Origin of the sequence: Clostridium fessum (assembly GCF_027698965.1) — a bacterium.
GTDB lineage: Bacteria > Bacillota > Clostridia > Lachnospirales > Lachnospiraceae > Otoolea > Otoolea fessa.
The window spans coordinates 241,008-254,953 of the sequence record NZ_JAQEQF010000002.1; the positions used below are offsets into that span (position 1 = coordinate 241,008).

At 49.5% G+C, this 13,946-nt stretch carries 10 protein-coding genes; 4 read left to right on the forward strand and 6 right to left on the reverse strand.

Features of this window, described 5'->3' with window-relative positions; genetic code table 11:
• Positions 1-287: 287 nt before the first annotated feature.
• On the reverse strand, positions 288-3,824 hold the full coding sequence (gene nifJ, locus PG862_RS03825) for a pyruvate:ferredoxin (flavodoxin) oxidoreductase (RefSeq protein ID WP_270706557.1): 3,537 nt from the start codon (positions 3,822-3,824) through the stop codon (positions 288-290).
• A gap of 346 nt (positions 3,825-4,170) precedes the next feature.
• Entirely contained in the window at positions 4,171-5,973 is a 1,803-nt protein-coding gene (locus tag PG862_RS03830; protein WP_181357145.1) for a VanW family protein, read from the reverse strand.
• Between the two features lie 331 nt (positions 5,974-6,304).
• On the opposite strand from PG862_RS03830, the gene PG862_RS03835 reads away from it, so the two are divergent.
• Positions 6,305-7,159, forward strand: coding sequence for a PHP domain-containing protein (locus PG862_RS03835; protein ID WP_118293870.1), 855 nt, complete (start codon positions 6,305-6,307; stop codon positions 7,157-7,159).
• 108 nt (positions 7,160-7,267) lie between these two features.
• Here the strand turns inward: PG862_RS03835 and hemC are convergent, their stop codons facing one another.
• Both hemC and PG862_RS03845 read right to left on the reverse strand, forming a co-directional pair.
• On the reverse strand, positions 7,268-9,694 hold the full coding sequence (gene hemC / locus PG862_RS03840) for a hydroxymethylbilane synthase (RefSeq protein WP_270706558.1): 2,427 nt from the start codon (positions 9,692-9,694) through the stop codon (positions 7,268-7,270).
• A 25-nt stretch (positions 9,695-9,719) separates the two neighbouring features.
• Positions 9,720-10,202, reverse strand: a complete 483-nt coding sequence (locus tag PG862_RS03845) for a precorrin-2 dehydrogenase/sirohydrochlorin ferrochelatase family protein (protein WP_117795481.1) — start codon at positions 10,200-10,202, stop codon at positions 9,720-9,722.
• Between the two features lie 494 nt (positions 10,203-10,696).
• On the opposite strand from PG862_RS03845, the gene PG862_RS03850 reads away from it, so the two are divergent.
• Together PG862_RS03850 and PG862_RS03855 are read left to right on the forward strand one after the other, a co-directional pair.
• Complete coding sequence (locus PG862_RS03850) at positions 10,697-10,954, forward strand: hypothetical protein (protein ID WP_270706561.1); 258 nt, start codon at positions 10,697-10,699, stop codon at positions 10,952-10,954.
• Positions 10,955-11,139: 185 nt separating this feature from the next.
• A complete protein-coding gene (locus tag PG862_RS03855) occupies positions 11,140-11,376 on the forward strand; it encodes a hypothetical protein (RefSeq protein WP_022359553.1) in 237 nt (78 codons plus the stop codon).
• 202 nt (positions 11,377-11,578) lie between these two features.
• Here the strand turns inward: PG862_RS03855 and PG862_RS03860 are convergent, their stop codons facing one another.
• The gene (locus PG862_RS03860; protein WP_270706562.1) at positions 11,579-12,745 is read right to left on the reverse strand and encodes an alanyl-tRNA editing protein; all 1,167 of its coding nucleotides are present in this window, start codon (positions 12,743-12,745) and stop codon (positions 11,579-11,581) included.
• A 216-nt stretch (positions 12,746-12,961) separates the two neighbouring features.
• Here PG862_RS03860 and PG862_RS03865 point away from each other — a divergent pair, with 216 nt between their 5' ends.
• Positions 12,962-13,213 (forward strand): hypothetical protein, encoded by a 252-nt coding sequence (locus PG862_RS03865; RefSeq protein WP_022359551.1) that lies wholly within the window; start codon positions 12,962-12,964, stop codon positions 13,211-13,213.
• A gap of 82 nt (positions 13,214-13,295) precedes the next feature.
• Here the strand turns inward: PG862_RS03865 and PG862_RS03870 are convergent, their stop codons facing one another.
• Positions 13,296-13,943 carry a precorrin-8X methylmutase gene (locus PG862_RS03870; RefSeq protein WP_370823688.1) on the reverse strand — a complete coding sequence of 216 codons (648 nt, stop codon included), beginning with the start codon at positions 13,941-13,943 and terminating at the stop codon, positions 13,296-13,298.
• Positions 13,944-13,946: the final 3 nt, after the last annotated feature.

A 13,946-nucleotide genomic window follows, 5' to 3' on the forward strand; every position in this document is an offset into this window, starting at 1 on the left:
CGCTTTCTAAATGCTATACCGAATTAGCTCTCTCAACATTGCCTGAAATATTTTTTATTTTCCTGTTTTATTGAAGCATATAATTTTCAGATCCTTTTCATATACAGGATACCACAAAAACACTCTATTATACGATTTTCCCCCTTAAAAAAAGAATGTGCCTTGTTGTGTAATAGGGAATTCCAAGGAATTTCCTATTACACAACAAAAGCTCCATCTTTCGACGGAGCTTCTGCAGTCATACGTTTTATATATCGTATGTCATATATTCATGAATCAGTGATTCATTAGTTGTTTGTATACAGAGTAACGAGCTTGTTCAGGTACTGGTATCTAGCCTTTGCCTCTTCCTCGTTCTTTGCATCCAGCGCGCCGGCTCTATCCGGATTCTTCAGAGCCAGAGATGCGTAACGAACCTCACCCTTTAAGAATGCCTGGTAGTCACCTGTCGGTGCCTTGCTGTCCAGAGTGAACTTCTTGTCCTCTGCAGCCGGATTGTAACGGAAGTTGTGCCAGTAACCGCACTCTACCGCCAGTTTCTCCTCGGTCTGAGCCTTGTCCATACCTTTCTTGATACCGTGGTTGATACACGGAGCATAAGCAATGACTAAGGACGGACCCGGATATGCCTCTGCCTCAGCAAGAGCCTTAACAGTCTGAGCATAGTCAGCACCCATGGAGATCTGGGCAACATATACATAGCCGTAGCTCATAGCGATGGAAGCAAGATCTTTCTTCTTCACATCTTTACCGCCTGCTGCGAACTGTGCAACTGCACCGGTCGGAGTCGCCTTGGAGGACTGTCCGCCTGTGTTGGAGTAAACCTCGGTATCGTATACCATGATGTTGATATCCTTGCCGGAAGCAAGTACGTGGTCAACACCGCCGAAACCGATATCGTAAGCCCAACCGTCGCCACCGAATACCCACTGGGATTTCTTAGCGAGGAAGTCTTTGTTCTTCACAATATCCTTGCAGTTCGGGCAGTCGATGCCGTCCAGAGCCTCTACCAGCTTGTCGGTAGCTGCGCCGTTCAATGCACCAATTCCGTAAGTATCCAGCCACTCTTTGCAAGCTGCTTTCACTTCATCGGTCGCCTGTTCTGCCGCCATCACAGCCTCAACCTTATCCTTTAAGCCGTCACGGATTGCGTTCTGAGCCAGAAGCATACCATAACCGAACTCTGCGTTGTCCTCGAACAGGGAGTTGTCCCAAGCCGGACCCTTGCCAGCCTTGTTCATGGTGTAAGGTGTGGACGGTGAAGAGTTGCCCCAGATAGAGGAGCATCCGGTTGCGTTGGCAATGTACATACGATCGCCGAACAGCTGAGTAATCAGTTTTGCATACGGAGTCTCGCCGCATCCTGCACAAGCGCCGGAGAACTCAAGTAACGGCTGTTTGAACTGGCTTCCCTTAACGGTTGTCTCTTTATATTTATCAATGACATCCTGTTTGATCGGAAGTGTCTGACCGTAGTCATAACCCTTCTGAGCCTCCAGATTCTTGTCAAGACTTACCATCGTAAGTGCTTTCTCACCCTTCTTGCCCGGGCAGACATTTGCACAGGAACCACATCCGGTACAATCCAGGGAAGAAATAGTCATCACGAACTTGTACTGCGGCATACCTGTAAGCGGCAGTGTCTTTGTTCCTTCCGGAGCGGCAGCAGCCTCTTCCTCGGTCATCGCGATCGGGCGGATAACTGCGTGCGGGCACACATAAGAACAGAAGTTACACTGGATACAGTTGTCCGGATTCCAAACCGGTACATTGACTGCGATACCACGTTTCTCGTATGCAGCAGAACCAGACGGAGTTGTACCATCTACATAATCAGTAAATGCAGATACCGGCAGGTTGTTACCCTCCTGAGCATTGACAGCAGCCTGAACGGTATTGACAAACTTAACAACGTCTGCTCTTCCCTCGGTTGCGTGAGTCATCTCAAGTCCCTCGTCCTCGCCGTTCTTCCAGCTTTCCGGAACCTGAATCTCTACAACGTTCTGAGCGCCTGCATCGATAGCAGCCCAGTTTTTCTTAACAACATCTTCGCCCTTACGACCGTAGGTTGCCTTTGCAGCAGCCTTCATCAGCTCGATCGCTCTCTCCTCCGGAATAATATTTGCCAGCTTGAAGAATGCGGACTGAAGGATGGTATTGATACGGGTCGGACCCATACCGGTCTCGATACCCAGTTTAACACCGTCGATGGTGTAGAATTTAATCTTGTGGTCAGCGATGAACTTCTTAACCTGTCCCGGTAAGTGCTGCTCCAGCTCTTCCATGTTCCACGGGCAGTTTAACAGGAATGTACCGCCGTCAACCAGTTCCTGAACCATGTTGTACTTACGGATGTAAGCCGGGTTGTGACAGGCAACAAAGTTTGCCTTGTGGATCAGGTAGGTGGATTTGATCGGTTTATGACCGAAACGAAGGTGGGACATTGTAACACCACCAGATTTCTTGGAGTCATAATCGAAGTAAGCCTGTGCGTACATATCGGTATTATCGCCGATGATCTTGATAGAGTTCTTGTTTGCACCTACAGTACCGTCGGCACCAAGACCCCAGAACTTACAGTTTACAGTTCCTTCCGGAGTGGTAACAAGCGGTGCGCCAAGCTCCAGGGAAAGGTTGGTAACATCATCTACGATACCGATGGTGAACTGTTTCTTGGTTGTGTTCTCATATACAGCTACGATCTGAGCCGGTGTGGTATCCTTGGAACCAAGTCCGTAACGACCTGTGAAGATCGGAGTCTGATCGAATTTTGTACCCTTTAATGCTGCTACTACATCAAGGTAAAGCGGCTCGCCAAGGGAACCTGGCTCTTTGGTGCGGTCTAATACGGAAATCTGCTTAACTGTATCCGGAATAGCGTCTACCAGTGCGCTGGCTACGAACGGACGGTACAGGCGAACCTTTACAACGCCGACTTTCTTTCCAGCTGCTACGAGGTAATCGATCGTCTCTTCGATGGTATCGTTGACAGAACCCATTGCGATGATAACGTGCTCTGCATCCGGAGCGCCATAGTAGTTGAACAGCTTGTAGTCTGTGCCAATCTTCTCATTGACCTTGTCCATGTATTCCTGAACAATCGCCGGAAGTGCATCGTAGTACGGGTTGCAAGCCTCTCTTACCTGGAAGAAGATATCCGGGTTCTGAGCAGAACCGCGCTGACACGGGTGGTTCGGGTTCAGTGCATTCTTACGGAATGCATCGATTGCATCCATATCTGCCATATCTTTCAGATCTTCATAATCCCAGGTCTCGATCTTCTGAATCTCATGGGATGTACGGAAACCATCAAAGAAGTTAATGAACGGAATCTTGCCCTTGATGGATGCCAGATGTGCAACCGGGGTTAAATCCATAACTTCCTGTACGCTGGATTCACACAGCATCGCGCAGCCTGTCTGACGGCACGCATAAATATCAGAATGGTCACCAAAGATGGATAACGCATGGCTGGCCAGTGCACGAGCAGAAACATTAAATACGCCCGGGAGCTGCTCACCTGCAATCTTGTATAAGTTCGGGATCATCAGAAGCAGACCCTGGGAAGCGGTGTACGTGGTTGTCAGCGCACCTGCTGCCAGAGATCCGTGTACTGCACCTGCTGCACCTGCCTCAGACTGCATCTCTGTAATCTGAACTGTGTGGCCGAAAATATTGGTTCTTCCGTCTGTTGCCCATTCATCGGTAGCCTCAGCCATCGGAGAAGAAGGGGTAATCGGATAGATAGCTGCCACGTCGGTGTATGCGTAAGAAGCATGCGCTGCTGCGTGGTTTCCATCCATGGTTTTCATCTTTCTTGCCATAATGAATATTCCTCCTATTGATAGTGAATGTATTCAGTAATAAATCTCCCCAAATAGATTGTCCTGGAAATTTACCTGATAATATTATAACAAATTCTCGTCAAAATGCAAATAAATTTGATTTATATCCGGTATTATTTTTCGAACAATTACAAAAAAGCTGTCTACTGTTTTTTCAGATAGTCGGTAAAATCACAAAATATGGAAAAAAACACCGCCAGATGAAGAAAGACTCTCCATCCAGCGGTGCTTTTCATTCAAATGCCGCTTGAATGCCCTTTTATCATTCATTTTTGCAATCTATCTTACAGCACTTTCTATATTTCACCTTAGTTTTGCCTTGATTTTAATTGCTTCCAGGTCCATTTGCTTCCACAACCGGGTTCGTTTCCTCTGGCTCTGGAGTTGTCTCCTGTGGTCCTTCGTTGGATGCCGCCGCTGTCGTGGTCGGAGCTTTTGTCTCGCCGTCAGGGCTGGACGGTGCCGCTGTGGTTGTCTCATGTGCCGCTGTGCTCTCATTAGCTGCATTTGTCTCAGCTGCGGTGCTCTCTGCTGCCGCCGTTGTCTCCGTTGCGTTGGTCGCTACAGTAGCGGAACTGTTACGTTTGATCTGCGCTGCCTTTCCACGATAGCTGCTATTGTGAAAAAATTCACGACTCACTTCTTTATCATTCTCATAGGTAACCAGATCCGTGGACCAGCGGCTGCCCGGAGTCGCTGCCTTTGTCTGCACTTCCTGACCCGGCTGCAGGGAACCATCCTCGGTATAAACCGCAGACGGCGGATCAATCTCGCCTGTCTTCTCAGAAGACATACGAATCTTGACACCCTCTTTCAGAATCGGAACTCCATACAGTGCGATCGTCAGTTTTCGATCAGATGCGCTGAAGCTTGCCTTGATAGCCAGCGGATATTCCGAGTTGTTGACGAACTTGAAGTCCGGTCCGCCGTAGCTGACTGCCGCATCCTCGCCCGGTGTAACGTAGGACGGCTCGTAGCTGTGTGCGTGGCGCTCCGTACTTTTAAGCCCCGCAAATACAACCGCGTTATATAAGGTCGAAGATACCTGGCAGACGCCGCCGCCTGGCTCCTGGACAACCTCGCCATTTAAGTATGCGGTTGCCGGCTTGTAGCCTTTTTCTTCGGTTCTCGCACCGGTCGTATTGTTAAAGGAAAATTCCTGTCCTGGTTTGACAATCGTTCCGTTTAACGCTGCGACCGCCAGACGGATATTCTCGTTTCGGTTGCTGTTGGAGGTCGTCGTGGTTGTGTAGGTGGACATTGTCTTGTACTTATCCTGTACCGACGAATCCGCTGCGACTTCCTTCGTCTCTGCGGTCAGAACGGCATCAAACTCTTTCTTGTCAATCGCATCGACCATCGCCTGTGCCAGCTTGTCCTGATCGATGACAAGTCCCTTGGTGCCCTCGCTGAACTCAAACTTGCCCGTTTCCTTATTGTAACCAGAGATACCGCCGCTCTTGGCTGCCATGTTCCAGTTTCCGGCAATCAGTGCTGCCTCTGCCTTGGCATCCTCGATCATATTTTCCGTGTTGACTTCATATGTCTCACCCGGTTTCAGATCACTTGCATAGATCTCCTCGAGAAGCTGATCAACTTTATCCGCCATCAGATTGGTGACGTCGGCCTCTTTGTCCTCGTATTTGACCTTCATCTTCCAGTCAAATGAATCAAGGATCGCCTTGCGCGCCTCCTCCTGCGTCATTCCGTAAATATTGACGCCGTTGACGGTCACCGCTCCATCTGCCACGGTACTCTCCTGTACGGCATCCGATTCGGTCGCCCCGCCTGCCGCGCTGCCCCCACCGCACCCGCGGGAGGCAATCGCCGCTATCAGGATAACCGCCAGGACACCGATCACGATCAAAAGGATCTGTGTAATATCCAGACGGTTTCTTCTCTTCTTTTTATAACGCCCGGAAGTATGCCCACTCCGACCGGCTGCCGCCCGGTTCATCGCAGTATCCCGGCGTCCCGTGCTTGTGTGCGCAGCTGTACTTTTTGTATGGCTGGATGTTCCGGACGACGAACGATGCCCGGTACTGCTGTACGAACTCAGCGTTCCGCCCTCCAATCCTCTATGTTCAAAATTCCTTCCTCCTGAAGAATTTCTGTTGTACTCACTCATTTTCCATCACCTGTCCGTCTTTTCCATGAAATTTTATTATATGTGTTTATTTGAAAATATCCCTGCTACAGTATAGCACAATTCCAGGAAAAGAAAATAACATTATTCTTAAATTAACTTATAAATTTTTTTGATCCCCACAACCGTTTCCTGGTACAAATTTCCACAGCCGCTCTGTTTTTTGTATAACGCTTCTTCTTTCAAATATATCTGATGTAAACAATCATTTTTGTTCCCGTTTACACACTGGCAAACTGCAGCGGGTATCTGCCGCATACTTGACTTTTCCATCTAATGCGGGTAGTCTTACAGCAGAAGGAGGTCTGCATCTATGCAGTTAATTGATTTACACGTTCATTCTACTGCTTCGGACGGAACACTCACGCCCACCGAAGTGACAAAGCTGGCGCTCCAATGCGGTCTGACCGCCTATGCGCTGACGGATCATGATACAGTTGACGGCGTTGCGGAAGCCATGCAGGCAGCCGAGAACACCTCCCTGACTGTCATTCCCGGTGCCGAATTTTCCAGTCCTTATAAAGGAAAAGAAATCCATATTCTGGGGCTCTATCTGAACCCGCACTGCCCGGAACTTTTATCTGCACTGCGGCAGGTCCGCGAGATCCGCAACCGGCGCAATGAAGAGCTTCTCGCTTTATTTCAGGCAGATGGATTTCCCATTAAATATGAAGATTTAATTCATGGAAATGAACACACTGTCATCACCCGTGCCCATTTTGCACGCGCACTGCTTGAAAAAGGCTGTGTCACTTCGGTCAGCCAGGCATTTGATAAATACCTCGGGGACGGCAAAAAATATTACCGCCCGAAGCAGATGATTGAGCCGGAGGAAGCGATCCGCCTGATCCGTGTAGCTGGCGGTTTACCAGCGCTCGCACATCCTCTCCAGTATAAACTTGGCTGGAAAAAGACCGAGCAGCTTCTCTCCTATTTAAAAGAAGCCGGAATGATGGGCATCGAGATTTATTATTCCTCACACTCTCAATCCGACAGTCTTCATTTACGTGAAATAGCTTCGCGTCTCGGTCTGGTCTCCACCGGCGGTTCCGATTTTCACGGTGCCAACAAACCAGATATCCATCTTGGAAGCGGCTACGGTGGTCTGCGGGTTTCTGCACTGCTGCTGGACAACATAAAAGCCCGGTTACAGCAGAAAAACAGCTAAAATGCTGATTTACCCGCTCACGCTTCTATCGGTTCCGTATGTTCAGGCATTTACAATTTATATAAAAACTTCTTCATGAACCTGCTGAACAGACGTCTGTTTATATGTTTACATATGATAGAGCGCCTGCTCAATCCCTTCTTCCGAGACGGACTCCGCCAGTACGGCTTTCATTCCCGCCGCGCTGGCGGTTTTTTCTGTCTTTTCTCCGATACAGACGGCTGTAAATCCGTTCAATGTCTCCTTATCCGGCTGTAAAATATCCAGGAATCCCTGTACCGTCGATCCGCTCGTAAACGTGGCCGCATCGATCGCGCCCTCTTTTAGGAGTTCACGGATGCGCTCTGCAAGAGGCGATTCCTCCGGCGTGATCGTATCGTAAAGTGTCACATCCATATAGGATATTCCGGCAGCTTCAAATGCCTGCGTCAGTTCCGGCGAACCATGTCTGGCGCGCAGGATGCATACGCGTTCGTTCTGCTTCACCCGTTTTGCCAGCCCTTTTCCGAGATCTGCCGCATAAAAGCGCTCCGGAATATAATCTGGGTAAATGCCGTGTTCCCGGCAGACGGACGCGGTTCCCTCGCCGATCACAGCAAAACGCAGATGGGAAAGGCTCCTGAAATCTTTCTGCATCTGGTTCAAAAGCTCAAAGAAATATTGCGCCCCTGCTGGACTCGTGAGCACCAGCCAGTGATACGATTCCAGATTCCGAACCAGTTCATACAGTTTTTCTTTATCCGCTGTGCCAGCATCCGCTTTTTCTGATTTTTTCCAGACCGGTTTTAACTCAATCGTCGGAAATTCCAGCACCTCCGCTCCGGCATCGCGCAGATGTTCCGCCAGCTTCTGGCTGCGCTCCTTCGGGCGGGTAATCACGATCCGTTTTCCTGCCAACGGCTTTTCTTCTCTCCATGCACACGTATCAGCAAGCGCACAGACCTCCCCGATCACAAGGATGGCAGGCGCCTTGACGCCCTGACGCACACCCTCTTCCGGAAGTGTCTGCAGGGTTGCGCGGATCATTCTCTGGGACGCAAGGGTTCCGTTCATCAGAAATGCCGCCGGCGTCTCCGGTTTCATTCCCGCACTCAGAAGCCCTTCACAGATCCTCGGCGCATTCGCAACACTCATCAGAAAAATTAAGGTGCCGCCGACCCGAGCAAGTGCCTCAAAATCCAGAGCCGGCATGCCCTCCATACGATGTCCGGTAATCACATGAAACGATCCCGCCAATCCTCGGTGCGTCACCGGGATGCCAAAATATGCTGGAACTGCCAGGCTGGAGCTGATACCCGGAACCACCTCAAACGGGATCTGATGTTTCTTTAAAAATTCGGCTTCTTCGCCGCCGCGTCCAAAGACGAACGGATCCCCGCCCTTGAGGCGCACGATCGTTCCGCCCTTTTTCGCTTCCTCTAATAAAATTTCTAAGATTTCTTCCTGCTTCTTCGAATGGCGTCCACTCCGTTTACCAACGTCAATTTTCCGCGTGTGCTCCGGAATCCAGCCCAGTACCGCGTCGCCTGCCAAAGCGTCGTAGACGACGGCATCCGCCTGCTCCAGAAGTTCTCTGCCGCGCAGGGTAAAAAGCCCTGCATCGCCAGGGCCCGAGCCGATAAGGTAGACTTTCCCCAGCGGAGACAGTGCAGGCTTTCCCGATAACTGTTCCGCCAATTTTCTTCCAAGCTCCGCTGCTTTCTCTGCCTCGCCCTCAATGGAGCCAATACGGACTTCTCCCGTTTCTTCCTTATAATAAAGACCGCGCAGCTTGATTTTTCCATTTTCAAGCACCGCCGAAGCTGCCGTCGGCGACGAACATCCGCCTCCAAGTGTGGCGACAAAGCCCTGTTCTGCCCTGGTTAAAACCGCAGACTCCTCAGAGTGAACCATTTTCACAAAAGGGATCTCCCGGTCACGCCGTCCCTGGATTGCCAGAATGCCCTGTCCTGCTGACGGGATCATTTCCTCCACAGAAAAATAACGGCTGATGCGATCTGCAAATCCCAGACGAATCAGCCCCGCCGCTGCCAGAATCAGCGCATCATATTCGCCAGAATCGAGCTTTCGCAAACGCGTGTTCAGGTTGCCTCGGATCCCCTTAAATTCTGCATCCGGGAATAATCTCTGCCCCTGTAGGACGCGGCGGCGGCTGGAAGTTCCGATTACCGGGTGCGCCGGAAGCTCGGATAAGCCTTCACGCAGAACCAGCACATCGCGGCAATCTTCGCGCTCTAAAAGCGCCAGCACCGGCAGCTCCTCCGGCGGACAGAGCGGCATATCTTTTAAGGAATGAACTGTCAGCTCGCACCGCCCTTCATAAAGCGCCTGATCCAGCTCTTTTACAAACAATCCCCTGCCGCCAACCGCATCAAGTGGACGGTCAAGCACCTTGTCTCCCGTCGTTTTCATCGTGATCAATTCAAATCCTGTCTCCGGACAGACATTCTGCATCGCTGCGATCGCCATCTTTGACTGAACAACTGCCAGCGCGCTGTCGCGGCTGCCTACGCGGATCCTATTTTTATCTGTCAATTTTTAATCTCCTCTATAAAATATATTAAGTATCTTCTACCTCTGCTTCCGCCAGCACGCGGCGTACTTCTTTTGCCACACGATGCGTCAATCCCGGATCCGCTCCGCCAGAAATCAATCCGGCTGTCAGTTCTCTGCCCTGGGCGATCGCCGGGAAATAAAACTCTGACTGACTTTTATCGGAAGCCATATTAAACCAGACGGAATGGCTCGACGCATCCTCCTTGATCCGTGCATCCGTCCCCGTCTGCCCGGTCGCTGCCAGCGCCATAAAAAAGTTTTTTTCCTGCCAGATCGTATCTCGAACTTCCTCATAGGTTTGTTCAATCAGACGGATTTTCCGTGAATCCGCCAGCTTCCGTATCTCTTCCGAAGTGTTCGGTGCAATCACCGTGATTGCTGCGCCAAATTTTTCCAGCACGCCGACCCGCCTCGATGCCACACTTCCAGCTCCCACAACCAGCACCTGCCGATCTGTCATATCTATAAAAATCGGAAAATAGGACATTTCTCTTCTCCCACTATTTTCGTTTGGTAACTGTTCAGTGCCTTCACAGTCACGCGCAATAAATCCGCAGACCTACTGAACAGTTACTTCGTTTGTTTCTATACCGCCGGAATTGAGTTCATCTCTTCAAAACCGTATTTCCGTATTATTATAAGGTTTCACGTTTTATAAATCAAGCATGAGGCAGACCTATTTTTCATTTTAGAACCTCTTTTGTTTCTGTTCACGGGTAGGCACTTTTGGAACCGAAAGTGCCGTAAGAAAACGTGGTGGCAGCAGGAATTTGCCGTATTGAAATGCGAAGCCACGGCAAATTCCGTTACTTTTTACGTATGCGTGTACAGTAACCCTCTTTTATTAATACCCGCATACGTAAAAAGTAATCCTTGTTTTGTCTTGCCAGAACGGTGCAGATTTTGTATACTTATAACACATTTAAATTCAATACAATGAGTATAAAAAGATTGACTAATACCAATAAAGGAGTTACAACGATGGAAGAATTTTACAAAGCAATCGAAGACAAGATCAAAGCTTCCGGCTATCTGGGCGAGGTAAACGGCGAGGATATCTACAACGACATCTGCGATCAGATGGAGGAAAAAGAAAATGGAACCTATCTGTTTCTCTCCAAAAAAGACAATGGCGTCGTATTTGAATACAAGGTAGACATTCTGGATGAGTCTTTCAATCTCTCCTATGTTCATATTACCGCAAATAACGACACGTTTCATATTGATTTTGACAATTAATAGACAATCTTTTCTTGGACATCCCTGTATTTTTGACATACAGGGATATTTTTTTAAGGATTTTTTTGGAAAATGTGAGCATTGCGCCCTTTATAGAGGTCTGTTATAATTATCATTGTTAAAAGATTGACGAAATTATAAACTGCACACAGGGTTGTGTGCCAATCCATGAAGGAGGGCTAAATATGAAAATCCAGAATATTTCCGATGTAAACACATTTTTTAAAGTAATTGATTCCTGCAAAGGAACCGTCGAGCTGGTTTCCCCGGAGGGCGACCGCATCAACCTGAAATCCAAGCTGTCCCAGTATCTGTCGATGGCAAATATTTTTTCCAATGGCTATATCAAAGAGCTGGAGCTGGTTGCTTATGAGAAAGAGGACTTAGACCGACTGATTAAATTTATGTATCAGGGGGAGTAAGCTCTCTTCTAAGGTGTACACGGTATGTACCTTGCCGTTGTATAAAAAAATGTTTGAATGATACGATAGAAACTGTATAAAAAAGCTTCCTGGCTGCATGGCAGATTGGCTCTGCTACACAGGAAGCTTTTTTCCGTTTTATGAATCTAAGTCAAACCGTTTCTCATACTTCACGCAGTAAACACGCAAACCTTCTAAACAGCTACGCTTCTATCCGCGCCAGCTCTTGAAAGATTTTTTCAATTTCTTCCCGCGACGCCCGGAATGTTCCCTGCACCATCTGGGTGCTCCCGCCGCCGCGTCCCTGCAGACGGGCGTTTAATTCTTTTCCGAATGCACGCATATCACGGCCGAGGCTTCCGGCTGTGTAGTTATAACCTGACGCGTCATCGCCAGAGCACACCAGCACGGTCTCTCCTTTTTCCTGTTCCAATAGCAGATTTGCAAACTGACGCACCAGAACTGGCGTCATGCCCTGCTCAAATACAGCCAGCGCTTTCTGACCCTGCGGATAGACGTCTGCCTGCATGGTGAGAATGCGCTGCCAGAGGTGGTTGATCTCACCGTCCTTGCGCCCGCTCTCCTCTTTCAGATGGCTGACCGCCTCCGCCGCCTTCTCCGGTTTTGCAGAAAGCAGGTTAGAGATCGTCTGCATCTGCTCCGTCTTCGCCTCAAAATTCTCCAGCGCACGGTCACCACAGAGCATGGAGAAACGCACGCCGCCCTTGTAATTCATCAGGGAAAGCACCTTGATCACGCCGATCTCTCCCGTGTAATCCACGTGTGTGCCGCAGCAGGCACAGATATCCGCCCCCGGAATCTCTACGATGCGAACCTGACCGGTCAGCTCTTTCTTGCTGCGGTAATCGATGGTTTTCAATTCCTCCTCACCCGGATATGTCACCTGTACCGGAAGATTCGCCCAGACAACCGCATTTGCCTTCTTCTCGATTTCCTTTAACTGTTCCCAGTTAAGCGGACCATTCAGATCGACCGTCACTTCATCGTGTCCCATATGAAATCCGACATTATCATATCCGTATGCGGCATGAATCAGCCCCGATATGATATGTTCTCCCGTATGTTGCTGCATGTTGGAAAAACGCTGTTCCCAGTCGATGGCCGCGTGAACGGTGCTTCCCACCTCCAGCGGCGCGTCCGTCTCATGAACAACCACGCCATGTTTCTCCTCCACATGTGTCACGTGCACTTCCCCGATCCGTCCGGTGTCCGACGGCTGTCCGCCGCCCTCCGGGTAAAATCCGGTCTGGGAAAGTTCCACCTCAAATCCGTGCTTTGCCGGACGGCAGGCGGTGACGATGGCATCAAATTCTTTCACATACGGTGTCTGATAATATAACGGTTCCATTTTCATTCCTCTTTTCATTTCGTTGTACAATGTTCTGTGACAAATCGTTATGGATAAACATCCATGTCGATCCGCCCGGTTATCTCGGTTATCTCGATTATTTCAACAAAAAATTTATAGTAAAATATTTCCGTCCTAATTTTCCTGATTTATGGAAACTGTGGCAAGCTGCCCCTCATATGATGAAGTGTATAGAAAATCTCGGAGGACATAACCATGAGTGATTTAGCGGCTACCAACTGCGGTTGCGGATGTGATAACAACGGAGGAAGCTGCGGCTGTAATTGTGGCTGTGGATGCGGCGGTTTCGGCAACAACAACTGTCTCTTCCTGATTCTGATTCTGCTGTGCTGCGGCGGATGTGGCGGCGGATGCTTTGACCACGGATGCGGCGGTAACAACTGCGACTGCCTGATCTGGATCCTGCTTCTGTGCTGCTGCTGTGGCGGCGGTGGCTTTGGCTGCTGATAAACATCCGCCCATATCCAGCATATCTTTTGAGAATGCATCCATGTACATTTTAATACCGCAGATTTAACACCATCACATCTTATTTGCGCGTCAACTGATAAATCAATGCATTGCAGATCGCGGCGGCTACATTGCTGCCGCCCTTTCTGCCTCTTGCCACAATATAAGGAGTGTCCGGCAAGGATATAATCAATTCCTTGGACGGCACGACATTGACAAAGCCGACCGGCACGCCGATGATGAGCTTCGGGTGGATTTTTCCCTCCTGAATCAACTCGTACAGACGCACCAGCGCGGTCGGTGCATTCCCAACTGCAAAAATACAGTCTTTTCCCATTTCTGCCGCCTTGTCCATGCTGGCAACCGCACGGGTGGTCCCGAACGCTGCCGCTTTCTTCGCGACATCCTCGTCCGCCATAAAACAGTAGACCTCGCCGCCCAGCGACGCAAGCGCGCGCTTGTTGATACCGGATTTTCCCATATTAGTATCAGTCACGATGCACGCCCCATTTTTCAGGGCTTCCAACGCCTTATCGACTGCGCCCGGTGAAAATACAAGCGAATCTGCGTACTCAAAGTCGGCTGTCGTGTGAATCACGCGTTTCACAATTGGTGCTTCTTTCTCCGGAAATGTCCGTTCCCCCAGCTCCTCGGTGATAATCTCAAAACTTCTCGCCTCGATCTCCGACGGCAATACCTGACTGAGTTCTTTCATTTTCTCATCCATCTA